Source organism: Desulfosporosinus sp. HMP52, from assembly GCF_000765145.1.
GTDB lineage: Bacteria > Bacillota > Desulfitobacteriia > Desulfitobacteriales > Desulfitobacteriaceae > Desulfosporosinus.
In genome coordinates, this window is sequence record NZ_JMGA01000073.1 from 1 (window position 1) to 26,863 (window position 26,863).

The following is a 26,863-nucleotide window of genomic DNA, read 5'->3' on the forward strand; positions in this document are numbered from 1 at the left end:
TAATTATGAGTCAGAGCCCTTTAAACCCTTCAAGTAATTAGGTCAGTGATGTAGTACACTCTCTTTCATACTGTTGAACAAACTCCTCAAGTTGATAAGTAACCCCTTTACCTTTAAACTCCAATGATACCTGCTGGGCATTCGGATTAAAACCGATAAACTTCATTCCGAGTAATTTGGCCATTTTGGATAATTCAATCCTCGCACCACGCCCGAAATCTTGTAAATGCATCCAACAACACGCCCCTTTTTCTAGTCTTGTCATGACTTCAAAAAGATAATGGTATCCAATTTTGGAACGCAAGAAGTTAATCAAGGTGGAACTTTAATTTCGATTCATTTGATTTAACATTAGCTTAACATATCCTATTCAGGATATCCAGAGAACTAACCTTATCTAGTATTCGATTTTTTAATTGATTTACCCATTTAGTTTCATGTTTGCCCCCATAATCCCAACACGCTCATACCTGCTAAAATCAGTAGACAACCGAAGACCTTAGGCAGTGTTAGATCTTCCTGAAGGAAAAGGGTTCCATACATAATAGCAATTACATAGCCCAATGAAACTAAGGGATAAGCATAACTAAGTTCCCAGCGAGAGATCACCACAAGCCAAAGAATGGAACTCACACCAAAACATGCAAAACCGATAAAGATTGCTGGAGTAAGAATTATTGATCCCAGTTGTCTCCATATTCCTGTAACAGAAACTTTACCATACTCAACCATACCTAAACGAAATAAAAACTGCCCTGTAGCCCCTAGAACAATGGAAAATAAGGCAATGACTAAAGGGCGAACCTCTGAAATTGAAGACATGAAATCGTAACTCCTTGAAATTTTCTATTTTATTAAAAGTTGATATCAGTTAAGTTTTCTCAAACTAGCCTTGATTTATACTTAGATGTTTCTCTAATATTTAACTCTTTATTAATATACTTGTCTGACCATTTAAATTTTTGTTAATCCGGTTCCGGTTAAAAACACATAGCTTCATCAATCCAATAATAATGGGCCGATAACCCTGCAAAGCAGTCATCGACCCATTGGATAAGCTGAGCTCTAGGCTAGTAAAGCTGAATTTAAGCTAGTAAAGCTGCCCCAAAAGCAGCAGTAAGCTCAGGTTCTGAAGGAATAACAATACTCCCCTTTAACTCTTGCTCAAGGAACTTAACAAGCAGCAAATAATGGGCACCACCGCCGGTGAAAATCAAGGTTTCCGGCTGACCCATGGACTGGACAAAATTCGCAAGGCGTTTGGCGGTGCTTTTAAAAAGCCCGGCAACTACTTCTGGTTTGGGAACCCCTTTGGCAAGCATGGTAATAACCTCAGATTCGGCAAATACAGTACACATAGAATTAATTGCCATTGGCTTTGCCTCTGCTGCCAAATCCATCTCCGCAGAGGTTAGATCAAGCCCTTTAAGAATAACATCCAGAAAGCGCCCTGTACCCGCAGCACATTTATCATTCATAATGAACTGGACTATTTTCCCCACTGAATTCTTCTTAATAACCTTGGCATCCTGCCCGCCCAAATCGAGAATAAACGGGTATTCCGGAAAATCCTCGTGACAGCCTCGTCCTTGACAGGTGATCTCAGTAATTACCCTTCCTTCAGGAAAGTTAACTCTGCCATAGCCAGTAACTACAAGCTTATCGATTTTCTCCTCTTCCCTTTGACTATACTCTTTCAGTAAGGCAATACCGGCTTGTACCGAATCAAAGCGAGAAGGTATAACTCTACAGTACGCTCTTTCCTCCTGGTCCAATACCACCAATTTAGTATTGACAGAACCCAGATCTAAGCCAGCACGTCTCATCCTCGGATCATCTCTATCAGGGCTTCAATCCTAGTCATTAGTTGGCCTTGATCTTCTTCAGAAAAGTCGCTTTCCAAACGTAAGAAAGGTATTTCTTGCTTCTCCATTTCTTTCCCAACGAAATAACCTTCCACGCCATAAGGCTGGCAGAACTGCAGGTTGAAATCAATCACAGCATCTGCCTTTAAGTTCTTAGCCATGGTTACGATATCCTCCAAGCGACCTTGATTAGGAGTGAAGCAAGCACAATTCACCTTCAAAGGGCGCTTGGAGATGTTTGCTAGCATATCTGTAAGGGTATCAGCGGGCTCTGTCAGATCTTTAAAATAACGTTCACCAGTACAAGTCTCTTCCCCAACGACAACTGCCCCAGCCTTTTCAATTAAAGCATGCAGTTTCCAGGCCGGGAGAGGTTGGGGCGTCCCGGTCACTAAAATTCGTGGCGCATCAGCTGGGGCTGCTCCAACTTTGGCCTTAACCCGCTCATCAAGCTCATCACATAAAGCATTAACTTGAGCCGCAAAACGTACCGGATCATCAAAGAACGAAAGTTGATTAATTAAGAGGACATCTAAGCCATGAATAGGAGCAGGATTATGTTTTCTTAGCTCTGCCAACCTTTGCAGAGCTTTTCGCTTATTGTTAATCTTCTCTATTCCTTGAGCAAGATTTTCTTTAGTTAATTCAACTTGGGTCTCACCTTCGATAAAGGAGGCAAATTCTCGGACTTCTTCTTCCCAAAGGCGTGCATCCTTCTCATTTTTCTTTTGAGGAAGTTCCATTACATAGGTCGGGATATGTTCATTTAAGAGTTCCCAGGCCTTCTTCTTGCCATCACAGGTTGTCTCACCAATGACCCAATCGGAAACCTGAAAATATGGGCAAATTCGATCTAATTTGAAGCCCATTGTTGACTTAATAAGTGGACATAGGTTACGTGGCAGAACCTTTTCCCCTGAAGGAACCGTAAATTGGGCTCCGGCACATAAGCCAATACTGGCACTGCCCGTTGCTACGACAATTTCTTCAGGGACGTAGACACAAAAGGTAGAGAACACCTTAGCGCCGGTTTCTTTCATGGCATAAAGCTCATGGACACGAATGCCATGGACATCTCCTACCACAGCATCAAAATATCCCATTCCCGCCGGGCGATTTTCTCTGTTTAAAAAAAGTTCGGTAAATATCTGGGGCACCGGAGCTAAAAATTCATCATGCTTATCTAGGTCCATGTTCAAACGTTCCCATAACTCTCTGTTCTCCATTAATTGTTCTCCCCCTAAATATGTATTTACAAACCATTAATTGATTATATCATGTTACGGTTATAATATTCCATAACCTAATAATAATTATATTAACATATTCAGAGGTCATCTATGATCTACATAGATGTTCTAATTACTGTTAAGGAAACAAATGAATTTGAAATGTTCAGTAATTTGTGGTATATTTTTCTGGAATGTGAAAACTTTCATAACATTATGACTATATGGGAATAAAGGAGGAAAATGAAGAATGAGCGCCAGAGATGAATTACAGGAACTTGTTGAAAAGATGAATGCCAATCCCCAGCATATTGCTTCTGAAAAAGACCGCATCTATCAGATTAATCTTGAGGAAAGTGGCCCGTTGCAAATTGTGTTTCAAGCAGGTCAGGTGCAAGTTATTGAAGGAGCTGCTCCGGATGCAGAAGTTACTCTGATTATGAATGAAAAAAACTTCTCGAAAATGTTAAAAGATAAGTTAAATACTACGATGGCCTTTATGACAGGGGGATTAAAGGTTGAAGGAAAAATGGGCCTGGCTTTAAAGCTACAGGAGATTGTGAAATTATATCAGTAGATGTTTGTTACAATTTTAAATGAATGAATGTTCACCCATTAAATAATCTTATTATTACCTCCTCTCAATGTACAATCCATTCCTCAAAATTTTGAGATTTATACGTTTTAAACTCACACAAAAACCCTGGGAGATCTGCCTTTCCCAGGGTTAACTTTTTTAATTGGACAAAGGGAATGGCCCTTCCTGTATGTAAACTCTTTCAGGAAAAACTGAAGGGAAACGGTTAAGCATATTAAATGCCGTAACCAGTTTCCCACGGATTGCGAAGTCACCCATAAGCCGAGTTCTGTACCTCTTTAAAGAGGTGATGATCATCTATCTCGAACCGCCGTTACCGACGGCCTCTAGCGACCTTACCCGGGAACAAAAACGGGCCGTTCATCGTTCCCCTATTCGGTCTTGCTCCAGGTGGGGTTTACATGGCCAGCCAGTCACCTGACTGCCGGTGAGCTCTTACCTCGCCTTTCCACCCTTACCTACTCGGAAGTCAGTCGACCTCCGCTATCGGCGGTATCTCTCTGTTGCACTTTCCTTGGGGTTTCCCCCACTGGGCGTTACCCAGCACCTTGCCCTATGGAGCTCGGACTTTCCTCAGAGACGATCTTTCGATCCCTGTCTCCGCGATCATCTGGTTGACTTCGCTTTGTTATATTACTAAAAAAAATTGATTTGGTCAAATGGAGAGTTTTGGGTAATCAATTGACTTTTGACTTTTGCTCGTTCATTTCTTCAATTTGATCATCAATATCCATTAGTTCTGTCAGCCATTTAGCTCTATTTGCGTTATCCTGAAGAATATTAGCCAAAACCTTTTCACGTTGGAGTCTCAAAATTTCAGTGCGGTTCATCATTGTACATTTCTCCTTTCAAAATCGATTGTATCGAAGGATCTGTTAATTTCTAAATAGCACATAGAACGCATATTATTTAGAAAGAACTTTATTATCAGATAATTCCTTACAACAGTATAGTAATATATTTCACAATTGATGTCAAGTGGTAATTATTTCTTTCACAAACTAAATCCCTGTTTTAGACTCTTCACAATTAAAATATCCTATGAAGCCATACCCTGACTCCATAGGATATTTATTTATATCCACGGCGAGCGATTTTTTGAGCTAACTAAGATCTCAATTCCTTGAAGTGCTTTCTCTGTTGATAGGTAATCCTTCAACAGTTTTAGCATCGGTGCCTCGGTCAAAAAATGTCCTAGATCTCCGATAGCCATTCCTCCTTCAAGGGCATCAAGAGCCGCATGATGGTCTACATCACCTGTAATCAGTAAGTCCGCCCCTTTAAACAAAGCTTTAGGTACGAAACGGCCTCCACTTCCATTAACAATGGCTACCTTTTTAATTTCTTGATCTAAAGAGCCGGCCAAGCGAACTCCCGTCAGATCATAGGCTTGAGCATAGACCTGCGCTTCCTTCAATTTCTCAAGAAATTTCTCCCATAAATCACTTAACTTTAGAGGATGCCTTAAATACCCTGACACTCCATAGCCATGTTCCTCAACATCATTACGGTTAGGATTAAGGTCATATACTCGCTCCAGATACTCCATCTTATCCAGTTCCAGCAATTCTCCTAAGATTGGACTGGAGGATAGTCTGGACTGATCCAAATTGGTGTGGGCAGCATAATAGGCTATATCATTTTTAAATAAGCTTAATGGAACTTGTGCTGCAGCATTATCTGATCTTAGGTTTTTGAGGGGACGGAAAATTATTGGGTGATGAGCTACAATAAGCTGAACTCCATATTCTTTAGCCTCTTCGATAACATCTAAAGTACAGTCCAGTGTCAGCATTATTCGTTCAACAGGCTTCGATCCGCTTCCAATCAGCAAGCCAACATTGTCCCACTCCTCAGCCCAAGATTTTGGGGCAATCTTTTCAATCACCTGGGCGACTAAGCCAACTGTTACTGCCATGAACTTAATCCCTCCACTAATGTCAATTTATATGAAACTTCTCTAATTTTCTCGATAATCTCTGGACTGTTGGATTTTTTCATCTGTTTCATTTGGATCAACAATCTGTCACGATATTCTTTAAATTGCTTAGTTAAAAGCTCTTTATGTCCTTCTAAAATCAGTGGGCCAAACTGCCAAACCAATATATGTACTATACTTTGAAACTCCTTCTCCGGGATCTGCTCTTTCTCTGCCAGAGGGTATAGACGCTTTGCCCAAGTCGTTTCTCTCTCTTGAAGTTCATCTAAGCCCCATCCGGATTCCTTAGAAAAAGCCATTACAACATAAATTCTCTCGTCTTCTTCCACTAACCTCTCAAACCCTAACTTCCATCCTTGATCTAATAAAGTTAAGCGAACAGCCCCTTCGGCACCCTGAGGTTGAAGGATAAGGTTGGAAATCCCCTTCATAATATCCGGTCGAGCGGAAAAAATCTCTAACATAGTTCTACCGCCCATTCCGGCAAGGGTCAAGGTATTCACTTCCCCAACCTCCAGGGGCATTAACCCATCGCCAAATCTAACGTCGAGAAAGTCTTCAAGCTTACGACTTTTCACTGCAGTTAAAGCAGATTTATAAGGCCCCTCATGTACGTCTATAGCCACTGCTTTAGCAATTTTTCGGGTCTCATAAAGAAAGATCGGTAAATAAGCATGATCTGTCCCTATATCTCCTAGGATTGAACCCTCGGGTACTAAGGAGGCTACTGCCTGCAGACGGGGACCTAAACTAACTGATACTGTCATATTTTCACCTCATCAAGGAAACTAGCTAAGAAGTTACCTCTTAATCACAAGATGATACCATAATTTAGAGAATTTATCATCTTAAATATCTATTATAACCAAAAAGAAGGCTCTAAGGACAGCGACTCAGATCATAAAAACTATTAAGCATGTCCCAGAATAGACAACGTTGTCTTTTCTGGGATATGCACTGGGATTCGGTTTATCGTTGACATTTTAGCAAAATTACTACTACTAGACCTTAAACATTAAAGGTGCAGTTCCTAATGAATATCTAAGGACACTCATTAGAACTGCACCTTCTATTTGTTAACTTGTTTATTCTTATGCATTACACCACTCACGAAAAATATGCAACCGCCTTAATGGCTTTTGACTCCCATAAACTAATCTCAAGCTACTCCACCTGTCGTGGCTAACCTTTGCTCCTCTAAATTAACCATAACCTCAATTAAGTAGGGACGATAAGCACTAAATCCTCGAGTTAAGGCACCAGGTATATTACTAATTCTTTCAACGGATTCAGCCTCTACACCTAAGCCCTTGGCTGCCGAAACAAAGTCTAATCCATTTTGACGACTTTGGTCATAATTAAAGACAACGATGACAATCGGAATTCCATTTTTTGCTGCTGTGGCCAGCTCTTGAAGGGAAATACTTAGACTTGCATCCTCCATAATATTGATGACCTGGCGTTGGGGATAGGCCAGCTGAGCCCCCATAGATGCACCAAGTCCCCATCCTTTACTGCCTGCGCAACCAGGGATTAAAAAAGTTCTTGACTCACACATTTCATTTAATTGTGAAGCCCAGATTTGACTTAATTCAGAATCCAGAGCCACAATAGCATCCGGTCGGAGTCCTTTCCTAACCTCTAAAATCGCTTGCAGAGATTTAGATGGATTCTCTGTAAAATTGGTTTGGCGAGCGATTCTTGCTTTTTCTTTTTGCAGTGCTGCGATTCTATCCATCGCCTCAGTCTTAGGCTTATATTTGCAGCCTAGGATATAGCTGCTGAAGCTTTGCACAAAGCTTTTGATGTCCGAAACTATTGCCATATCTACAGGCGTAGATTCCGAAAGGCTGGCATCTTCGTTATTAACGTTTATAACCTTACGCTCTTTATTAAGTAAAGTTATTTCTCCCATACTCCGATAGTCGAATCTTCCACCTAGATTTATAATAAGGTCTGCCTCAATAATTGTTTTATTGCCAAGGGGGGTTTGACAGATAGTTCCTACCATTCCTGCATAAAGAGGGTGATAATTAGGGAATCCTTCCTTGCCAAGGATTGAGGAAACTACCGGGATCTGCAAAAGTTGAGCCAGCCTTACCAGATCTTCCGCCGCCCTTCCTACAATTCCCCCGCCAACCATAATAACAGGTCTTCTCGCTTCCTCTAACATTTTATAGACTGTTCCCAGTTGACTATCTGTAGCTTGAACTAAATTATTAACTACTTGCTTATCTTCTTTAAAATATTCCTTTAGATTTAACTTTAGCTGTCCTAACTGAACATTAATAGGGATATCTATTAAGACAGGTCCTTTCCTGCCCATGTTTGCTAATTTCCATGCCTCATTCATTACCCGTGGCAGATCATCTGTCTCTGTGACAAGATAAGCAGCTTTCGTAACCGGTTTGGCCATTTCAACAATTGGAGCTTCCTGAAAAGCTTCTTTCCCTATTAAATCTGTCTCAACTTGACCAGTAAATGCAATTAAAGGAACAGAATCCCCATAGGCACTATATAGCCCAGTCAGGAAGTTAGTTGCACCCGGACCTGAAGCAGCAGCACAAATCCCTACTTTGCCCGTTGATCTAGCGTATCCATCCGCCATGAAAATTGCAGTTTGTTCATGCCTTACACTAATCGAGCGCATAAGATCCTGCTCCAGCACCGCGTCATAAAAGGGTAAAATTGCCGCTCCGGGAATCCCATAGATCTGAGTCACTCCCTTATGTTCTAAGAACTTTACGATGAATTGAGCCCCAGTCATTTCAGCATCTTTTTCTAGCTCATCAGCAAAATAGTGTTTAACCTGTCCTTCTAATTCCCAGTGCGCCATGGTCGTCTCCCCCTTCTAATCCACTTCAAATTCAGATTGTAACCAATCTGAAAAAATTATCATCATAATTATAATTGTTGTCCCATATAATGAAACCTCGTTTTACTTTTAACAAGTATTACTGTCCATCTTTAATTAATTGATCCTCAATCGAGAATCTAGTCACCATAATCCTCGCTGCAGCCATGAAGGGGGCATATTATGTCCTTAATACGCAATTTTGTTCCATATTATAAAACTACGTTTTAAAGCCTTGTTAAAATTTGTACAAATAGTGTTTTGTAACACAAACCGTTTCTGTTGATAAAGGTATAATAACACGAAATCAGCAATCTCTGCAATACCTATTTTCTCAATCTTTTAAAAATTTTTGTTAATCTACATAAAACAAAACTTTAACGTCGTTTTTAGCTTCTAATGATAGACAAACATCTTCTTCAATTGGACTATAATTTACTCCAATTACATCATCTAAATTAATCCAAAAAACATTACCTTCTTCGCTCCACACCGAGACCTTATCATCTGTAACATCAATATTTACAACTGCCCCAAAATCGATGGTGCATTCTACAACCGCAAGAATCTCTATACACTTTAAGTTATTCCCTAAGAACTTCTCTCTAAGGGCTTTTACGAACTCAATTTTTGATGACAAGGTTATCACGATATGTTCCTCCACTCATATAATCTAAATTCTATTATACCTTTTTCCCTCGAAAATATAAAAGAACCCGCAGACAGTAGTCACTGGGTTCCTTAAGAGCTTTGTTGTGACCTTAGCCCAATTATACCACATTCTACAACATTAACAGCAACAAGTTGATTTCTCCAAAACCGGAAAATTTCCGATTTTGAGGCAGCGCCTTCAAGAACCGATCCAGAAGCTTGGGGAGTTCGTTCTAAACAATAAAGCACTCTTCCAAGAGGAAAAGCGCTAAGATCAACAAGCTTTATTTACATTCTAAATGACATAAGATTTTGGGGTTTACTCTATCAAATAGTCTGAAACCCTTACTTTAACTGGTGGGCGATACTGGTCTCGAAGGTGCTACCCCTACCCTAGAAGCCTTGCTAGAGTAGGCATGCAGCTAATGTGACCGACTTTTTGACCGATTTATTAAATTAGTTGACTGCCAATAGATTAGCAATACTTTTGCCTTTTCTTAGAGAATGACCATAAACCCCTGCCGTAGTCGCTGGTACTTGTCCTAAAGTTCCCGATACAGCAGTTAATGGTATTCCATTGTCGAGCAAAATCGAACCCATTCCGTGACGCAAATCATGCAACCTAATATGGTGTAATCCAGCTTTTTTTAGGACAGCTTTCTTAGTTTTAAATATGGCAGTATATTTAGTTGGCTTTCCGTTTTCGCCTTGAAATACATAATCATTTGGTGACCACTTACCTAATGATTTCTTTTTCTGGAGTCGAAACTCGTTCATAGTCTCTTCGTCCAATTCAATTTCTCGTAGACTATTAACTGTTTTCGTTTCTTTACTTACTCGATGCTTCAGGTCAGCTGACTGAGTAATTTTTATCTTATTCTGTTCAAAATCAACATTACCCCAAGTTAAACCAAGCACTTCGCCTATTCGCATTCCTGTTAAAGCTAGAACCCTTAATACTAGGTAATATTTATAACCTTTAGCATTTTCAATAAATACCCGTAGTTCATTAAGTTTAAATACATCACGACTTTTACGTTCAAGCTTTGGAGGTTTAACCCCATTCAAAACATCTCTTTCAACTAAATTGAAAACCGAACCCCATTTTATAGCCGTTCGTAAAGTTACATGCAAATCTTTTATTGTTCTAATTGAAAGTTTCTCATTTTCGAGCGGCTGAAGTTGCTCCATTAATTGAAAGTTAGTCAGAGAATAAAGTTGTAAATGACCAATGAAGGGTCTCAACCTTCTAGTTTGATATTCGTACGATTCATAGGTTCGAATACCGATCGAACTTTTAATAGAACTTAACCATTTATCAAATAAATCATTAATTGTGAAAGCGACTAATTTAGAGGGACCCATTTTATTACGCTTTAGTTCTTTTTCCAGGTCATTACCATAAGCCCTCGCTTGTGATTTTGTACCATAAAAAGTTTCGCTATGCGATTGTCTTTTTCCTTCATCATCCTTCCCAAGATAGACGACTATTTGCCAAACATTACTTCCACGATTTCTAAGCTGCGCCATTAGGTTTACGCCCCCTTTTCGGGGGCCGAACGACACTTTTATTATACGATTTTATCTTTAGACTGTCCATTTGTTGTTCTGTGAAAAATTCAAGCGAAGTTGCTGTAATACGTGTTCGTCTTTCTGATAAACGAACTGTTTTCAATTGACCTCTCGAAATAATATCATAAACGTACGACTTACTTACATGCAACATTAGAGCTACCTCAGGAACTGTATAATATATCATATTGCATTTCTCCTCTTCTCTTATATTAAGTTACAATACTCAATTACTTTTGTGTAGCGTCCTTATAATCCTCAATGTTTAGTATTAACGAACTATCCTTTGCCTTGATAATATTCATAATTTTAAAGGGGGGTTGTCAGTTGCACCTCTAGTAAAGATATACACTTATTAAGGCTGTCTGGCACCAATGGATGTGTTTTGGCTGGACCCCCACTCGGAGCCAATCCAGTCGCAGAACAGCTAAACGTCTCTCAAATATGGAGCAAAGATATTACCCCCTAATTTAACTAAACTGTTTCAATGTTGTTGAGGTATTGGACTCTGAACTCTTCAGCAATAGCGCAATCTTGGAGCAACATTCCTACTTTATATATGGAACTTCGAGGATATAAGAGCAATCCGCAAGTTGGGATTTCCGTTCCATTTAGATAGATAAGAGACTTAACTTCAGACTTAGAATAGATCCTAACTCCGTCTGCTGACAATTCATCTCTATACCGATTAGTAACTTCTCCAACATCATCTATATCGACCTCGTAATACTCAGCCACCATTTCCATTGTTGCTAACTCCTTGTATGACAACGATAGCAAATCTCTAACCCTTCCTGCGATACGTTCTCTTTCTTTGAAATAATTCATTAATTCTTCACTCATTACCCATTCATTTTTATTCATTTTCAACTCTCCTTTATTTTGCTTGGGCGTAGAACAGCTCATCATTAAGCAACAGATATAAGCCCCAAAAGTAAACTGCTATGATTATTGTGCAAATTTTCACTAGTTCCAGGAAATCATGCATCATACTTGTGTGTCTGTAAGGCAATTTTTTTGAGACGTTGCGCAGACAATAGATTGCCACTATCCTGGGAGCGGGTCGAATATGCCACCCTTTTTATCCTCATAACAATGTGGAATTATAATATGTCGATATCCAGATAACCCATATTTCAAATTCAATTCCTTATTTGATTTCTTCATAGTTAAGCCATATTTCTGAAGACTTTCATTAAGAACTCTCTTAATCATAGGCTTCAATTTGTGCTCACTTTCACCAATAACTTCAATTATTTGTGGTTGAGTAGCGTAACCATTTTCTTCGATTAATGATATTAGAACTTTGTCAAATTGGGTTTCAAAATTACGGCTTTTCTGGGTTGGTTTAACATTTTTTTGTGTGTAGACTCTTCTTGCCGCTTCTTCTCCAAAGTTACGGTATATTAAATCACAAGACATACCAACAATTGTCATGTGATTGTCTTTGTAGATTTTTGCCATCTGATTAGCCTGGGATAAAACATGGTCACTATATGATGGAATGGAATAAAAGGAAACAATACTCTTATTTCCAGCTTTAATTTTAAGTCGAATAGCCTCTTCTCGAAGTCTTTTTGGTATCATTTCTTCCGTAATTGTCTCGATTAGCCCAAGAAAGACAAGCAGTTTGATCCTCTTGTTTAATTTATCAACACTTGTAACTCCCGAGATTTTTTTAAGATGACTATAAGCACAAAAAAATATTACCTTATCGATATTATCTGGTGGCTCATCGTATATATGATTCATTGCAAAGTCATTAAATATATGAAGTAACGGAACATAATATCTAATCACTTTAAATAAATCGGGGTATTCCACCTGAAGCAAATTACTGTATAGATAATCTTTGTTGACCTGTAATAGGTCCTTTTGTTCTTTTTGCCACTCAGTTTCTTCAATTTCAAGTCCATAAACCTTTTTTAAGAAATTTATAGCTTGTGGCTTGTTACAACTTTGTATCCGCTCGACACACTTAATTATATTACCCGTGTTGAAGTCGCAGTTGGAGCTATGGCAGGTATATAGAAAATGACCATCAGATTCAGTATTATAGATGCTAGCTGAAGGAGTGTTGTCATCATGAAATAAACACTGATGATTAGGACTCGATAGCCCTAAGAAATCAACAAGGTTCATTTTAAATATATAGTCATATAGCTCTTTCCTATTAGGTACTATGACTTGGGTAAAAGGGGGAAAGATAGAATTAGGTTTATTACTTATATTTATCATTCCCCTTTTATCCCCTATATCAAGTGCCCTTTGTAAGCCTTCAATATCACGACTTCTTATTAAGTCTACATTATTAGTGGTATTCATATAGGTTTGTCTATCAGGTCTAGCAATACCACTTTGCCTTACTGCTGGTGTTTCTACATATTCAGATAAACGCTCTAAAATGTCCTGGATATTATATCTAACATCATTAAATGCCTCAATATCACAAAAGTATTTGTTATTAATATCCTTACACCAAGTAAAGCCAGGCGCTCTTAACAGTTGAGCCAGCTTTTTAACCCTCTCATCCGCCGCAAAGAACTTGATTAGTCTGCTCTCGCATCTATTAAATTGCTCTATCGTAGCATCATCCTGTAAAGCCCATATTGCTTGAAATCCATTCCTTGTATTTACTATGAATGTTGGCTTATAGATAAAGCTACTCAATTTAGAAAGTCTATCTTTCTTGTAATCGCTAACAATATCCAGGGGGTAATAGTCACCATTTTCATCTCTGCCGCAATCTAAATCAACAAATACAGCATTTATTTTAGTTATTTCGTCATTTTTATAACCCCCTGTGTTTATAACATAATATATCTCTCTGTTTTGCTCATTTGCTTGCTGCAATAAGCTTATTGTTTCCTGATTGAAATAGCCATGTGAATCTATCGGACTAACCCTAGCTCCAGTTAACAAGCATCTAAATCTAATGTGCTGAGTACCAAATATATATTCGAAAAACTGCTCGGTAGAAATCATATTCTTTTACTCCCTTCACTCTATTTTATTTTCAACTAGTTAGCCATACTTGGATAGAATTTATGGATTTGAACTAGTGCTTACCTCTCTAGCAAACGGCTAATATTCAGTTACCAAAGATCAAAACTTGACATTGTGAAATTATAGGCATCAGATATTTGCCTTCTGTTGCCAATAAAATGAAAATATTTAACTCTTATACTAACGGTTACCTATTTCCGTTCCACAATCAATCATAGGTATAATTTAGTTAATAAACTGGGTGAGTGTTTGACATTCTTTCACTAAACAATTAAAATTAATATATGGTTTTTTACTAACCACTAACGAGTTAAGAAAGAGGCGTCTTTTGTATCGCCCGAATAATATTGTAACTTATAAGATAACCATAAGTCAAGTATGTTTGGTTAGTGATGAACCATGAATTTTGTGGAGGTGCCCTTATGGACAATATCAAAAAAGCTACAAGCATCAACGAGCTTATAACGCATCTTGAACTGGCTTTATCTAGCGAATTTAAAGCTGAAGACTTATCCCCGATAGCAGAAATCTTGGCAGGGATAACGGAGAGAGGTATATTAAAACCCAGTAACACTCGAGGCTATGAAAAAGCAATAACTCTGCTTGATCAATTAGAAAAGAAAACAACCAATGCTGACTTAGCGGGAGATATTATAGAGGTAAAACATAGACTGTATGTTTCTAAGAATCTTATTAATTATAAGGAGAATGCAAAATACTCTACTCGCGAGCTTGCTACCAAGGCTAATTTATCCCACAGTTATATAAGTCGTATTGAGAGTTGCCAGTTAAGAGTTCCTTCTTCCGAAGCAATTAAAAATTTGGCTATGGCTTTAGTAATCGAACCAAAATTCTTAGATCCGAATTATAAAGGTGATAATCCCGAATTTCTCCTTCCAGCATACAAAAATCCCACTGCTAGAGAAATCCTAGATGAGCTGGATGGCGTTAATGATCAGACGCTAGAGTTTTTTTTGAGGTTCGTTAAGGACATGAAAAATCTATCTAAAAACGATGTTCGGTCTAACAAAAAGACAACGCCATGATATCCAATATTGCAACTTTTCTGCCCGTTTCACTAAAGATTTGTTCATTAATTTAGCTCGGATACTTTGAATTAAGAAACCACTACATTAGAAACGCAATGAAGCTATAGTCCCTTCTCAGAGTATATTAGCAGTTCAGTCTCGATTTAATATAGCCTAATAAAGATCGTTGAAAGCCCTCGGACTAAGATTCTGCATCATGGTTCCAGGGGAATTGGCGTATCGATACATATCTTCTCACATTTCGCGCACCCATATCTTGTTTGATGGTTCCCTATAATTATTATTTTTGGATTATTTTATTTCATTCCACGACTATTATCTTTGGCAATGCCTTTCTCCATTCAAACACTGAATCGGTGGTGGTATAAGATGAGTATTTGTTACTAATACGAATCCAACAAGATTATAATGCGTAGATCTAAAGGTGCTGAAGGCATTTGACACAATAATACTAGCAATACTTAGTTAATTATCTAAATAAAAAAGGATTGGCATTAACCAATCGCTTATCGACGACAACATATTTTTTTATTTTTTGCTTATCAACCCCGCGGGGTTTGTTTGGCATCCAAACTCACCCTTTGGGGTTGCTTTAGGTTATTTGCGAAAATCTGCGAAAGGTTACTTATTGAGCATATGGAACATCATTACCAGCCAAACCACAATAACACGATCGGAAATGAAGAACGAGTATTTTTCTGTAATAATGATCAATGGACACCCCTACCTTCGTGTCCCTTCAGCAACCATACTTTAATTATACGAAAATATGAGATTCATTTCCATGGAAATTATAGGTAGGAACATGTGGGAATCTCAGTAACCTGGTCGCCAAAATATGATCTCTTGTAGTGATTTCAATATATTATCTCCACCAAACGGAATTAGGGTACGGTACTCCGCCGACCCAATTCGTCACGGTTTCTCCGATTTTCGGTTTCGAAATTTATATTTTGCGTTCTCCCGCTGCCTTCGTTACCCGTTCAATTGGTTCTGTCCAATTATGCAAGGCTAACGTAAAAGCCGAGAGTAAATCACAAACAAATATCGTAATATATATATAAGAGAATAAACGGTTTGATGGAGCACAAACGAATTGCCCTAATTTACGGGTCTTTGAATCGAATTTAACCTATTATTAGCTTGTACCTGTTAATGGATCATTAAGCTGAATATAACACAGTTAAGCGGTACCTATTAACTGTTGATATAAATCTTAAACCAAATAAATTGAACCATGAGTAAAACAACTATTATGTATTAAAACAATCGCCAAAGTTCGAGGACCTTTGAGTTAAGGTGTACGGCGGAGGAAACTAAAGAAATCTTTGATATAGCGTAGATTAAAGCTAGAGCAGAAAAAAAGTCCGATATTACTCGGACTCGTGGAACAGCCATGGGTGCTTAATTATTGACTGATTTCGTGATTAATATTTATATGAGTTTTTTTATGTTTTTCTAAAAACCGCCGATTTTTATGTGTGGGGGTGCGGAGTGATATGAAATCGACCTTCTTGAAATTAGCTTGAATATGCCCCCCCTAGTAGTATCTTTAGCTAACCCGAGTATAAACCCATATTTAGAAGCGCTTGGCATATATACTAATAAGCGAAATTATTCAAACTTTTTATGTCTGGGTGAAGGTTTTTTGACATGATGTATCCTTTTTTGCCAGATCAGATAAAACGCCTAAGCATTAGCTAGGACGTTCATAGATCCATAATCCTTTATCGGAAGTAATTGGAATAAACCTTGAAATCAAGTTTCTCCTTTTTCTTTTGCACAGATGGAGCACCACTTACCTGCCCGTACCTTAATAGGAGGAATTTCGAAGTTATGACCCTTTTTGCACTGCCATTTAAGTGTGTGACTTTTGTTGGTTACATACTCCTCAGAGATGCATAACCCTCCTTTGCTCTCAGCCAAAGCCTTCATATCGCCAATGGTATATTTGACCATTTTTTCCCTTGCACATTCAGGGCACCATCTACCTGCCCGTACGTTATTAGGTGTACTTTCGAAAGTATGACCGCTTTTGCATCTCCACAGTATTTTTAAAGCACTATTTATATACTCTTGACTCAAACAAAATCCTTCTTTTTTACGTGCTAAACTATGCATCTTATTTATTGATAGTTTGGCATTACCATTGCAATGGGGACACCAAGACCCATGACGAATACTTTTTGCTGTAGCCCCCCATTCATGCCCTTTAAAACACCTCCAACGCAACTTTGCTTTATTTGTATAAGTAGTGGATAAACATTCACCCTTTCTTTTTTTAGCAAAATCTATCATATCGTCTATCGAATATCTGGTGAAGTTATCACATTCAGGACACCAACTTTTCCTAACAGAGCTTAGAGTAGCCTTCCAAGTGTGACCTTGAATACATTCCCAATCCATTTTTGTAACACAGTCGATATATTTCTGAGTTATGCATCTTCCTCCTTTTTCCTTTGCTATCCGATGCATTTCTTCTTGGACTTCTTCAACTTTTCTCCAACATTTTCTACACCATACTCCGAGTTTAATTTGATTTGGTGTCAGCTGAAAAACATGTCCACGTTTACATTCCAATTTCAATTTTTCCTTGCTACCTCTATAGCATGGAGAAAGACATTTTCCTTCTCTTTTTTTAAGAATCGCATCCAATTCATCTAGCTTGGACGATTGCGTATAAAAATTGTCAAACGAGAAATCATTCAATTTACTTTCTATGTTGTATCCCTGTAATTTTAATTGGTTAGCAATATACTCTAAAAGTTCCTTGTCTCCTTTATTTTCATAATAAGGGATAACGATTAGAGTAATTCCAAGATCTTTACATATCGATACCTTCCTCTCATCTGTGTTTTTTATGGTATACAGACTTTTATTTTTTTGAAAATAGAATATTTCTCTATAGTGCTGATCCCCTTGATACTCAAAGGCTACTTTTAATTCCTTGCAATAGCCATCCAGTTCAAGATTATCTGGTAGTATTTTTTTTGTCTTTTGGAATACAGCATCAAGTAGATAATTAAATATATACCTACATTTTTCTTCTGAAATTGATCCATTACAAATTGGACAATGTTGACCTTGTTGAACATTGTTAGATCTCATGTAAAAATTATGTCCCTCTTTGCACTGCCATTCGAGTTTACACTTGTTCCCTTTGTATTCCTCACTTATTAACTTCCAACCTCTTGATTTTGCCAAGTTTCGCATATCCTTAATCGTAAGTAGCTTAGTTCCAGCACAATTCGGGCACCAACTCCTATGCTTAATGTTTTTAGGAACTGCATCCCAGACATGACCTTTTGCGCACTTCCATGTCAGCTTAGTCAATGTATTTATGTAATATTTAGAGATACAACTACCACTCCTTAATGAAGCCAATTCTTGCATCTCTTCTATGGAAAGTTTTGGTGGCATTACAACACTTCCTTTTATTTAAACTACATTAAACTCAAGTTTCATGATTTATGACCTATAAGGTAACATTTGTTGTCATCTAGCTAATTTTCATCTCCTTCTCTCGACTTTACCTGTTAAAACCCATTTGAATTTTCTCCCCTATTTCAATTATATACCATATTACCAATATATAAGCACCCAGTTCATTTAAATATGCTATCTAGCTTTGGATTTAATTTAATTTAATTTCATTCGATACACTGTAGTTCTCTTAATTTATCTTATTGTTATAATTTAAGTTAAAGTTACTTTCCTTTTTTACATATAGTTTAATCTAACCAATTAATATGTTTGTTTTGATTATGACTTATTTTAGCCATTAAAAGATAAAAACGAGAACGCCCAAAGTATAAAACTAGGACGTACTTGTATTAGAAGAATGCATTGCTAATATAAATATCTGACACTTAAATGATAAAAACCAAGTCATCATTTATTTGAGTCGGATGATAAGGATTTAATAATCTTATATCCAAGGTTCATCCTTATTGTTCAAACACTAGCCAATAAACATGAATTAGCATAACAACTGAATATACCATTAGAACAAACCTCAATGAGTAAGAAACAAACTTACGTGACCTATTCCTTATCTTCCAAAATATTATGCCTAGAATGACTGGAAGTGACAACTTAACTGTCATATTCCCATGTCACTGACCTAGAATTCAAGATATTTCTATTACTCTCCATCTACTGAATTTTCCTTGTGTTTTATTATTCAAGTGTAGTCTTTACTCGATTTATGGGGACGTGTACCAGTATTAAAAAGAGCAATTGTTCTTAGCTTACTTACTAGATTTGATTTCCTTTTTAAACTTTTCTCGCCTTGCCCAACGATATCACAAAGCAGCCGAAAGTATTCTGCTCCTATCTTCTCAATATAATCGTGAAGTAATTTCACAGTTAGGGTTCTATCATTTCAATCACCTAAGGATTAATTTATACAGAAGTTCTTCAGTTCCTGCTGAAATCCTTCCGCTATTTAATAATCTGTGTAAGAAAACGCAAAAGACGCTTACTCAGCGTCAAAATGTCAGTCAAAAATGCATTTACAGTCCTTTTAAGCAAATTGAAACGCTTCTTTCAAAATAGACCGCATTAACAATTCGCTTTCTTGTCGTGATTGCACCACCGTTTTTTCTAGGTTATCACAAAGAATCATCAATTTATCAACCTTTTCCACTATACGTTTCTGCTCACTGTAGGGCGGCAACGGAATTACATACTTTCTAACTTGGTTTACATTTAAATTACCTTGGGATACACCAACACCATAAGTATTTTTCAAAGCCTTTCCTACACCTTCTGGAGAATTAATCCAATGAAGGAGATACTTTGAGTCTATATGATTCTTAAATGGTTTTATAAGGGTAAGGCTTACATAAATAGCAAAATCAAATTCCTTATCAACTATTGCGGCTTCACCAATGCCAGCACCAACTCTCGTTAATAATATATCATTTACTTCTGGTTTAGCGTTTTGTGTTAGTTTATGGTAATCTTCTTCGGAAATAAACTTATGATCTTCTGGCATAAACTTATATGGTTTAACATTCTTTGCTGACAAAAAGGTTTTTCCCTTTTCAACATAATTAGGTGTGCTCGCATACCCACATGTTATTATACTTGTAATATCCTGAAGCCTCACCAATTCCCATCCGTTCGGTAACCCATACGGAATCTCCTCCTCCGAAATTTCAGGAAGTGGCTTTTCCTTCTTAATTTTCTTTTCTTTAATCAACAGCTCTTTCTCAGCTCTGATTTTTGCTAACAATACACTTACAGGTTCATCGTTCGTATCTTGTGACACTAGTTTACCTTGTACTGCTTCTTGAAGGATTGACTGACGGAGATTTTGTATCGATTTGTTTTGAAAGTGTAATTCGGAGTCCAATATTTCATTAAATGTTTGTAATTTAGATATTTGACTTACGATCTGACCTTGGCTTTCAATATCTGGCAAGAAGACTTCGAACTCAAGGAAAAACTCTTCTTTAAGCCGTTTTCTATTAGTAGTACCCTTACTGCCTTCAATGCATAATTGCATGAAGCTATCCGTTTGGGAGTAAAGTTTAAAGAACTTAATGCTCACCAAGTCTTCATTTACAGTAAAGCTCAAAAAATCATTTGTAATTGCACCTTGTCCGATAGATTCTGGTATAATTCCAAATGCACCATTTCTAGCATCGATTCGAGACATAATAAACTGTCCGCTTCTCGCTACGAACTGATTTTTCGTTCCTATATTTGCGCCCATTTCTGTATCTCTTAAACAAACTCCCTTATGGTACATTCGAATCGTTAATCGTTTATATTCCTGCTCATCTTGAATTATAAGCGTTTCTTTAACTCTATTGAGTATTTGACCAACCTTAACCTTTATCATAGTTTCAGTTCCTTTTCCATATCAAGTAATATGTTTAATACTTTTGCCTGCGAGGATTTCAAGTCTTTAATAGTCTCCATTATCGACTTGGATTCTTCATTTAAGGCACGACATGGATTCTTAAAATCTAAATTATAATTTTGCTTCTTAATCTCCTTGATACTTATCCTCCATGCGGACTTGTTCTCAACTCTTTCATTCCACCACAGCTTTTCAAGATTGAACTCTTCTAATCGAATCGGTTTTGTTTTTGTATAGTTTTTATACCCGTAAGGTAATAGATGCTCATAATACCAGATTTCCTCTGTAGGCTTTCCTTTCTCAAGAAACAACAAATTTGTGTTTATATTCGTATAAGGAGCAAACACACCATTTGGTAACCGAACAATCGTATGAAGATTAAATTCTTCAAGCAATTTTTCCTTAATAGCTGTTTTGACACCTTCACCAAATAAAAAGCCATCTGGTAATACTATTCCAGCTCGACCTCCATCTTTTAACAAATACATAAGTAAAACCATAAACAAATCGGCTGTTTCTTTCGTCCGAAACTTCTCAGGAAAATTAGTTTCTATTCCATCCTCTTCGATCCCCCCAAACGGGGGATTTGTAACAATAACATCTACTTGTTCTACTGGTTTATAATCCCTAACATTTCTAGTTAATGAATTCTCATGCCTGATTTTAGGTGTATCAATATCATGCAAGATCAGATTGGTGATCGCAAGCATATGAGGCATTGGTTTCTTTTCAATTCCCATAATGGTTTCCTGCAATTCATGATTATCTTCTACACTTTTTATTTGCCCAGTCTTCTTAAAATGTTCAATTGTGCTAGTTAAATAGCCACCCGTTCCACAGGCAAAATCAAGCACTTTTTCACCTAGCTTCGGATTCACCATATCAACAACAAACTGGGTTATCGGGCGCGGTGTATAATATTCCCCTGCATTCCCAGCATTTTGTAAATCTTTGAGGATATTCTCATAAATATCATTGAAAGTATGACGATCTTCCTGAGCTGAAAAATCTATCTCATTCAGCTTGTTAATGACTTGGCGCATCAATGTCCCCGACTTCATGTAGTTGTATGAATCTTCAAATACTGCTTTAACGACAAAAGCCTTTGGATCACTATATTCGTCCAGTTCCATTTCTTTCAATTCTTTGAAGAGCTTATTGTTTACGAAATCGAGTAATTCATCGCCCGTCATTCCCTCATCATTCGCCGCCCAATCACGCCAGTGGAGTCCTTCAGGTATTACGGAAGTATACTCATCTCTCATTAACTCCCATTCTTCTTCCTTGGCATCGAACACCTTTAAAAATACCATCCACACTAATTGAGAGATACGTTGAGCATCGCCATCTACGCCAGCATCCTTACGCATCGTATCTTGAACTGATTTAATTACTGATGAAATTGACATTAATCATTCTCCTTCTGAACCAACTTATGCTGTATAGATTTCTTTCTCCAATTCTTTGATGACTGTTAGGAAACCGTTTTTTCCTCCAAATTTCTTCACGATCTCAATAGGCGAACCATATACCTGGAACTCAGGAATTTTCAATACTTCTAGATTCTCTAGATTTGACAAACCTTCATCAGCGTATTTATCCAATAGCGCTTCTAATACCGCCCTGGCATCATCACTATACTTTGCAAAGTAATTTCGCTTCTTAACATTATTCGCTCGTTCACGGCGTGTCAACGGCGGCATATCAAATGCAACATGACAAATTAGGTCAAAAGGATCTAACTCTTTTCCGACCTCTTCCTGTAACTCATCCAATAAAATGCCTTGTGACTCCAATTCCTTCAGAATAGCATCTTTCTTGTCGGCGTTGTTCCATTTTCGCAGAAAATCATTAAGAGTGCGATACTCATTTTTAACATTCTTCTTTGTATAGTCAGTTAATGATTCGTTTATCAGTTTACCATCTTTATCGTAGTAGTACACTCGATGGTTCAATACTTTGACTTCCACATTGTTTACATAATACTTAGCTGGCGCGTCATGAATTTCTCCACCACCGTCAATAGAAGGATCACCATAACCCTCACCTGGATCGCCGCCTGAGAAATCGTCACTTTCGCCAGTTGGATCAGCTTCATTCTCTTCAGGAGGAATAGTATCTCCAGTAGGTGTCATTACCACAACTGGATTACCATCAAAATCGGGGTCAGCAAATAGTTTTGTTACATTTCGAAAATCTATTATCGTAAAATATAGTTTGCCATGATCTTCACGTATTCTTGTGCCACGTCCTATAATCTGCTTAAACTCAATCATACTGTTGACATTAGAATCAAGGATGATCAACTGGCACGTTTGGGCGTCAACTCCTGTGCTCATCAACTTGCTAGTTGTCACTAGAACGGGATATGGCGAATTAGGATCTATAAAATTATCCAATTCAGCTTTGCCTTCATCATTATCGCCTGTGATTCGCATGACATACTTAGCATTCTTAGCAATCATGTCAGGGTTCTCATTGACTAATGCTTGTCTCATGCGTTCTGCATGATCAATGTCAACACAGAAAAAGATCGCTTTAGCCATACGTGTCTTGTTATTCTTCATGTAATCCGAAACCATTTTTGCTACTGTCGTAGCACGTTGTTCAAGGATTAGTTTTCTGTCAAAATCCTTGATGTTATATTCTCGATCTTCAATCTCATATCCATACTTGTCTCTTTGTCCTTTTGTAGGGCGATAGCCTTCAACATCTTTATCTAACGTCACCCTAACAACCTTATAGGGAGCTAGAAATCCATCCTCAATGCCTTGCTTAAGTGAATATGTATAGACGGGTTCCCCGAAATAAGACAAGTTCGAGACATCCTTCGTTTCTTTTGGTGTTGCTGTTAATCCAATTTGTGTAGCGCCTTTAAAATAGCTAAGAATTTCTCTCCACGATGAATCCTCTTTTGCACTGCCTCTGTGACACTCATCAATTATGATGAGATCAAAAAAATCGGGGGAAAATTCTTTATAAACATCTTGAAAGTCCTCATTACCTGTAATTCCTTGATATAAAGCCAAGTAAACCTCATGAGCTTTATCTATCTGACGATGTTTAATCTTGGTCATTTTATCACCGAATGGCGCAAAATCATTCGTCATTGTTTGATCAACGAGAATATTGCGATCCGCTAAGAATAAAATCCTCTTTTTAGATTTGGACTTCCAAAGACGATAAATAATTTGAAATGCAGTATATGTTTTGCCCGTCCCAGTTGCCATCACAAGTAGAATACGATCTTGCCCTTTAGTAATTGCCTCAATGGTACGGTTAATAGCAATTCGCTGATAATAGCGAGGACTTTTAGAACCTTGAGCAAAATAGTAATCCTGCGTTATCATTACTTCTGATTGGATGTCAATTCCTTTGTTCTTCTTATAGCGATCCCATAATTCGTCAGGCGAGGGGAATTTGGTCAAGGATAATTCGCGCTCTATAGTTCCATCACGAACGGTACGATCATGCTCTAAAAAGCCATCACCATTTGAAGAATAAACAAATGGGATATCTAATATTTCCCCATAATTCAATCCTTGTTGCATTCCAGAACCAAGTGAGTGCTTGTTATCTTTTGCTTCAATTATTGCTATAGGAATATTGGCTTTATAGTACAGAATATAATCTGCACGTTTTCTATCGCCACGTGTAACCATCTTTCTTCGAACGATGACTCTTCCATCCGTAAAAGACACTTCTTCACGGATTTGTTTTTGTAAATCCCAACCCGATTTGATAAGTGCGGGCGTTATGTATTTGCTGCATATGTCTCTTTCTGAGAGGTCTTTCTTGTTCAATATGAGCCCTCCTTCGCTAAAGAGCATTTTGAAACATTTGAGATAGTTACCATTTTACCACATTTCTTGGACATAAATCTGAAATTATAGTACCCAAGGGGTTAAACAATTCTTTCAAAAAATACTATTTTTCAAGTTATAGTAAGTAGAAAAGCACCTGCCGTCATTCAGCAGATGCTCATTTAGCTAATTACTTATTCCCAAACTCATCATTAGCTTACTTACCATTCCCAGAACTAGACCAGAAATCTTCCCGCATAAACGTGCAACTAACGTGATGTACTGAGAATACACTGATATTTGATATTTCTTTAACTACATTTTCTCTATTCTGTCCTCTAAATCTTTTACCCGTATCCTAGCGTATACACAAAATTCATCCCAAGCTAAATTCCCCATAGTTACTTCCTCTATTTTATTTAATATATCATCTATAACGGGATCGGAGTATTCCGAAGTTGACAGCAATTCGTGAATAAAGGTTCTATTTGGGGCAACTCTTCCAGAAAGAAACTCGTGTATTTTTATAACAATTTGTGTTAATTCTTCTTTACTTCTTTGCTTTTTTGTTATATCTAATAAACCATACCTGAATTTTAGTTTATCATACCCTTCATTTCCTTGATCGGCAATTAAATCAACATCTTCGCCCTTCCAATTAGCGCCATGGGCAAACGCCATCATTTTCGTGGCATCAGAAAGAGCTAAATATAACAAGAAGTTTATGTCTCCGTCTAAATTTGCGCCAACTTCTGACGATTTCGTCACATGGATCAGGTTTGCAAGTTGTTTAACAACATTATCAGTTTTTTCCTGACACCATGAGGTTACATCAAATGGGAGTCTTGATGTGTAAATCTTTTCTACATTCATACTAAATCCCCCCAGATATATTAGACTCTACAACCTCCGAATAGTTCCGAGAACTTTCTACATTTGAAAAACCTTACATTTCGTACAGTTTATGTCCTAGAGAAAGAAGTAAAAGAAAAAGGATATCGAGTTATTCCATAATACCAGATTGTTCACTTTGCTAGGCTCCTTAGCGATGGTACCATAAGATTTGCTTGGCTTTTTGAACTTTATCGATATCCCAGGGAACCTAATGTCAAATCCATCGAACCATTCAAATGCTCTTCTCATAAGCACCACTCCCTTCTGTTTGATTTTCGCTAAGGTTACACGAAGTGTATATAGCCTGCCTAGACTGGGAGTAGCCCAGCAAAACGAACAATTCTGGTTCATTTATTTCTCAAAATTCATGAAGCATTATCTAGATATAATAGAGAAAAATCGGCATCTGTAGCTGCAATGGGGACCTTCATGTGACCGTTATTTAACCTATTCAAATACATATACAACACTCTTATCATTCGTAGCTTTTATTCTTTTACTATCTTCCAGATCAGCTAAAGTGTAGTTTTCTTTCTTAATTTCCAGTAATTCCCATACGTATTCTGCAAATTCGTCCTTATGGTTCCTGGAATCATTATCCGTCTTGTTAAGTATTCTTGAAATGCTTCCAGTAAACAAATCAGCTATTTGAATCATAGGACTATAGGATGATTGCAAAGGTGTTAAATTTGATAAATACAATTGATCCTCAAAATATATCTTAAATCTAGTTTTCAGTTCCTGCTCTAATTTAGCTAGTTTCAGTTTGTCTGTACCTACTTCTTCGTCCTTATAATAACAAATTTGTCTTGGTAAGGAAATCCTGTTTGTTCCCGTTTCATGTTCTATTCCTAGGTGGACAATTTGATAATAGAGTGCAAAAATTGTATCGTCTATATTATCTCTTATGTTATGGTTGTTCGCGGCAACAGCAATAAAACTAGCAAATTCCGACTCCTTATAGAACTCATTAAAAAACTCTTTATAAATCTCCAACTGCTGTCGTTTCATTTCGGTAAAATGAAACTCTTTAGGAACATAAATACCTTTATCTTCGTGTTCCTTTTTCCACATAATGAAATGAGGGTGAAGGGTGTTATGTCCACCTACATCAGGTATCCATATACTTCCGACCATCGAAAATTGTTGATTTTTACCGCTTTCATCGGCATAAATGTAAATACTCGGAATACCTGGTTTATCAGCTAATTGTGCTTCCTTCTCTTGCTCTTCTTTGGACCTCCTCCATCCTCTAATTTTTTCATCCGCTCGAAATAAACCATATTCATTTTGAATTTTGGCTCTAGCTCTAGTTATGGATGTTAGTCTTTCCATTTTATAGAGGTCTTTTAGTTTAATATTTTCCCCAGTAGGATCAAAATCCTCGAACACTTCCCAATATTTCAATTGTAAGGTTAAATCCGAGTTACGAGTTGCAGAATATTCGTTCAAAATATGTGCTACTCGTGTAATCAGATGTTTACGATCTCCAGATAATAGGTTAGCCAATAGTTATTGATTTATACTGAAA

21 protein-coding genes and 1 other RNA gene are annotated in these 26,863 nt (G+C 37.4%); 2 read left to right on the forward strand and 20 right to left on the reverse strand.

The window, feature by feature from the left end; genetic code table 11:
- Window positions 1–37 precede the first annotated feature (37 nt).
- The 4 genes from DP73_RS21120 to DP73_RS21135 all read right to left on the reverse strand — a co-directional run bounded on the left by DP73_RS21120 (window position 38) and on the right by DP73_RS21135 (window position 3,091).
- Complete coding sequence (locus DP73_RS21120; RefSeq protein ID WP_034602353.1) at window positions 38–232, reverse strand: hypothetical protein; 195 nt, start codon at window positions 230–232, stop codon at window positions 38–40.
- Between the two features lie 203 nt (window positions 233–435).
- Window positions 436–822 (reverse strand): EamA family transporter, encoded by a 387-nt coding sequence (locus tag DP73_RS21125; protein WP_034602354.1) that lies wholly within the window; start codon window positions 820–822, stop codon window positions 436–438.
- Window positions 823–1,085: 263 nt separating this feature from the next.
- Window positions 1,086–1,826, reverse strand: a complete 741-nt coding sequence (locus tag DP73_RS21130) for an acyl-CoA dehydratase activase (RefSeq protein WP_034602355.1) — start codon at window positions 1,824–1,826, stop codon at window positions 1,086–1,088.
- Window positions 1,823–3,091 (reverse strand): double-cubane-cluster-containing anaerobic reductase, encoded by a 1,269-nt coding sequence (locus DP73_RS21135; RefSeq protein WP_034602356.1) that lies wholly within the window; start codon window positions 3,089–3,091, stop codon window positions 1,823–1,825. The genes DP73_RS21130 and DP73_RS21135 overlap by 4 nt, the downstream gene beginning before the upstream one ends.
- Before the next feature lie 253 nt (window positions 3,092–3,344).
- Between DP73_RS21135 and DP73_RS21140 the strand changes: the two genes are divergently transcribed.
- On the forward strand, window positions 3,345–3,671 hold the full coding sequence (locus tag DP73_RS21140; protein WP_034602357.1) for an SCP2 sterol-binding domain-containing protein: 327 nt from the start codon (window positions 3,345–3,347) through the stop codon (window positions 3,669–3,671).
- A 263-nt stretch (window positions 3,672–3,934) separates the two neighbouring features.
- On the opposite strand, the gene rnpB is transcribed toward DP73_RS21140, so the two are convergent.
- From rnpB to DP73_RS21180, 10 genes are all read right to left on the reverse strand, one after another.
- Window positions 3,935–4,314: RNase P RNA component class A (gene rnpB, locus DP73_RS22220), an RNA gene on the reverse strand.
- Between the two features lie 55 nt (window positions 4,315–4,369).
- Window positions 4,370–4,525: a hypothetical protein gene (locus DP73_RS23645; RefSeq protein WP_014904693.1), complete on the reverse strand. Its 156-nt coding sequence runs from the start codon at window positions 4,523–4,525 to the stop codon at window positions 4,370–4,372.
- A gap of 242 nt (window positions 4,526–4,767) precedes the next feature.
- Window positions 4,768–5,610 (reverse strand): Nif3-like dinuclear metal center hexameric protein, encoded by an 843-nt coding sequence (locus DP73_RS21145; RefSeq protein WP_034602358.1) that lies wholly within the window; start codon window positions 5,608–5,610, stop codon window positions 4,768–4,770.
- Window positions 5,601–6,398 (reverse strand): class I SAM-dependent methyltransferase, encoded by a 798-nt coding sequence (locus tag DP73_RS21150; RefSeq protein WP_034602359.1) that lies wholly within the window; start codon window positions 6,396–6,398, stop codon window positions 5,601–5,603. The genes DP73_RS21145 and DP73_RS21150 overlap by 10 nt, the downstream gene beginning before the upstream one ends.
- 392 nt (window positions 6,399–6,790) lie before the next feature.
- Window positions 6,791–8,467, reverse strand: a complete 1,677-nt coding sequence (locus DP73_RS21155; protein ID WP_034602360.1) for a thiamine pyrophosphate-binding protein — start codon at window positions 8,465–8,467, stop codon at window positions 6,791–6,793.
- Window positions 8,468–8,840: 373 nt separating this feature from the next.
- Entirely contained in the window at window positions 8,841–9,134 is a 294-nt protein-coding gene (locus DP73_RS21160) for a hypothetical protein (protein ID WP_034602361.1), read from the reverse strand.
- A 458-nt stretch (window positions 9,135–9,592) separates the two neighbouring features.
- Window positions 9,593–10,666, reverse strand: a complete 1,074-nt coding sequence (locus DP73_RS21165; protein WP_034602362.1) for a site-specific integrase — start codon at window positions 10,664–10,666, stop codon at window positions 9,593–9,595.
- The gene (locus DP73_RS21170; protein ID WP_034602363.1) at window positions 10,653–10,895 is read right to left on the reverse strand and encodes a helix-turn-helix domain-containing protein; all 243 of its coding nucleotides are present in this window, start codon (window positions 10,893–10,895) and stop codon (window positions 10,653–10,655) included. Before DP73_RS21170 ends, DP73_RS21165 begins: the two co-directional genes overlap by 14 nt.
- A 287-nt stretch (window positions 10,896–11,182) precedes the next feature.
- Entirely contained in the window at window positions 11,183–11,572 is a 390-nt protein-coding gene (locus DP73_RS21175; protein ID WP_034602364.1) for a hypothetical protein, read from the reverse strand.
- Between the two features lie 183 nt (window positions 11,573–11,755).
- On the reverse strand, window positions 11,756–13,693 hold the full coding sequence (locus DP73_RS21180; protein ID WP_034602365.1) for a DNA-primase RepB domain-containing protein: 1,938 nt from the start codon (window positions 13,691–13,693) through the stop codon (window positions 11,756–11,758).
- A gap of 443 nt (window positions 13,694–14,136) precedes the next feature.
- Here DP73_RS21180 and DP73_RS21185 point away from each other — a divergent pair, with 443 nt between their 5' ends.
- Complete coding sequence (locus DP73_RS21185; RefSeq protein WP_034602366.1) at window positions 14,137–14,760, forward strand: helix-turn-helix transcriptional regulator; 624 nt, start codon at window positions 14,137–14,139, stop codon at window positions 14,758–14,760.
- A gap of 1,761 nt (window positions 14,761–16,521) precedes the next feature.
- Here DP73_RS21185 and DP73_RS22210 read toward each other — a convergent pair.
- From DP73_RS22210 to DP73_RS21215, 6 genes are all read right to left on the reverse strand, one after another.
- Entirely contained in the window at window positions 16,522–18,183 is a 1,662-nt protein-coding gene (locus DP73_RS22210; RefSeq protein ID WP_052090961.1) for a hypothetical protein, read from the reverse strand.
- Window positions 18,184–19,288: 1,105 nt separating this feature from the next.
- A complete protein-coding gene (locus DP73_RS22215; RefSeq protein WP_052090964.1) occupies window positions 19,289–20,614 on the reverse strand; it encodes a restriction endonuclease subunit S in 1,326 nt (441 codons plus the stop codon).
- Complete coding sequence (locus DP73_RS21200) at window positions 20,611–22,044, reverse strand: class I SAM-dependent DNA methyltransferase (protein ID WP_034602367.1); 1,434 nt, start codon at window positions 22,042–22,044, stop codon at window positions 20,611–20,613. The genes DP73_RS22215 and DP73_RS21200 overlap by 4 nt, the downstream gene beginning before the upstream one ends.
- A 24-nt stretch (window positions 22,045–22,068) precedes the next feature.
- The gene (locus DP73_RS21205; RefSeq protein WP_034602368.1) at window positions 22,069–24,438 is read right to left on the reverse strand and encodes a DEAD/DEAH box helicase family protein; all 2,370 of its coding nucleotides are present in this window, start codon (window positions 24,436–24,438) and stop codon (window positions 22,069–22,071) included.
- Between the two features lie 315 nt (window positions 24,439–24,753).
- Window positions 24,754–25,311: a hypothetical protein gene (locus DP73_RS21210; RefSeq protein WP_034602370.1), complete on the reverse strand. Its 558-nt coding sequence runs from the start codon at window positions 25,309–25,311 to the stop codon at window positions 24,754–24,756.
- A 468-nt stretch (window positions 25,312–25,779) separates the two neighbouring features.
- Window positions 25,780–26,784, reverse strand: a complete 1,005-nt coding sequence (locus tag DP73_RS21215) for a DUF3800 domain-containing protein (protein ID WP_128751459.1) — start codon at window positions 26,782–26,784, stop codon at window positions 25,780–25,782.
- Window positions 26,785–26,863 lie beyond the last annotated feature (79 nt).

What these genes read in the sequence shown, in the direction of transcription:
- DP73_RS21120 (WP_034602353.1), bottom strand. Translation starts at nt 232, where the DNA reads ATGCATTTACAAGATTTCGGGCGTGGTGCGAGGATTGAATTATCCAAA.
- DP73_RS21125 (WP_034602354.1), bottom strand. Translation starts at nt 822, where the DNA reads ATGTCTTCAATTTCAGAGGTTCGCCCTTTAGTCATTGCCTTATTTTCC.
- DP73_RS21130 (WP_034602355.1), bottom strand. Translation starts at nt 1,826, where the DNA reads ATGAGACGTGCTGGCTTAGATCTGGGTTCTGTCAATACTAAATTGGTG.
- DP73_RS21135 (WP_034602356.1), bottom strand. Translation starts at nt 3,091, where the DNA reads ATGGAGAACAGAGAGTTATGGGAACGTTTGAACATGGACCTAGATAAG.
- DP73_RS21140 (WP_034602357.1), top strand. Translation starts at nt 3,345, where the DNA reads ATGAGCGCCAGAGATGAATTACAGGAACTTGTTGAAAAGATGAATGCC.
- DP73_RS23645 (WP_014904693.1), bottom strand. Translation starts at nt 4,525, where the DNA reads ATGATGAACCGCACTGAAATTTTGAGACTCCAACGTGAAAAGGTTTTG.
- DP73_RS21145 (WP_034602358.1), bottom strand. Translation starts at nt 5,610, where the DNA reads ATGGCAGTAACAGTTGGCTTAGTCGCCCAGGTGATTGAAAAGATTGCC.
- DP73_RS21150 (WP_034602359.1), bottom strand. Translation starts at nt 6,398, where the DNA reads ATGACAGTATCAGTTAGTTTAGGTCCCCGTCTGCAGGCAGTAGCCTCC.
- DP73_RS21155 (WP_034602360.1), bottom strand. Translation starts at nt 8,467, where the DNA reads ATGGCGCACTGGGAATTAGAAGGACAGGTTAAACACTATTTTGCTGAT.
- DP73_RS21165 (WP_034602362.1), bottom strand. Translation starts at nt 10,666, where the DNA reads ATGGCGCAGCTTAGAAATCGTGGAAGTAATGTTTGGCAAATAGTCGTC.
- DP73_RS21170 (WP_034602363.1), bottom strand. Translation starts at nt 10,895, where the DNA reads ATGATATATTATACAGTTCCTGAGGTAGCTCTAATGTTGCATGTAAGT.
- DP73_RS21175 (WP_034602364.1), bottom strand. Translation starts at nt 11,572, where the DNA reads ATGAATAAAAATGAATGGGTAATGAGTGAAGAATTAATGAATTATTTC.
- DP73_RS21180 (WP_034602365.1), bottom strand. Translation starts at nt 13,693, where the DNA reads ATGATTTCTACCGAGCAGTTTTTCGAATATATATTTGGTACTCAGCAC.
- DP73_RS21185 (WP_034602366.1), top strand. Translation starts at nt 14,137, where the DNA reads ATGGACAATATCAAAAAAGCTACAAGCATCAACGAGCTTATAACGCAT.
- DP73_RS22210 (WP_052090961.1), bottom strand. Translation starts at nt 18,183, where the DNA reads ATGCCACCAAAACTTTCCATAGAAGAGATGCAAGAATTGGCTTCATTA.
- DP73_RS22215 (WP_052090964.1), bottom strand. Translation starts at nt 20,614, where the DNA reads ATGATAAAGGTTAAGGTTGGTCAAATACTCAATAGAGTTAAAGAAACG.
- DP73_RS21200 (WP_034602367.1), bottom strand. Translation starts at nt 22,044, where the DNA reads ATGTCAATTTCATCAGTAATTAAATCAGTTCAAGATACGATGCGTAAG.
- DP73_RS21210 (WP_034602370.1), bottom strand. Translation starts at nt 25,311, where the DNA reads ATGAATGTAGAAAAGATTTACACATCAAGACTCCCATTTGATGTAACC.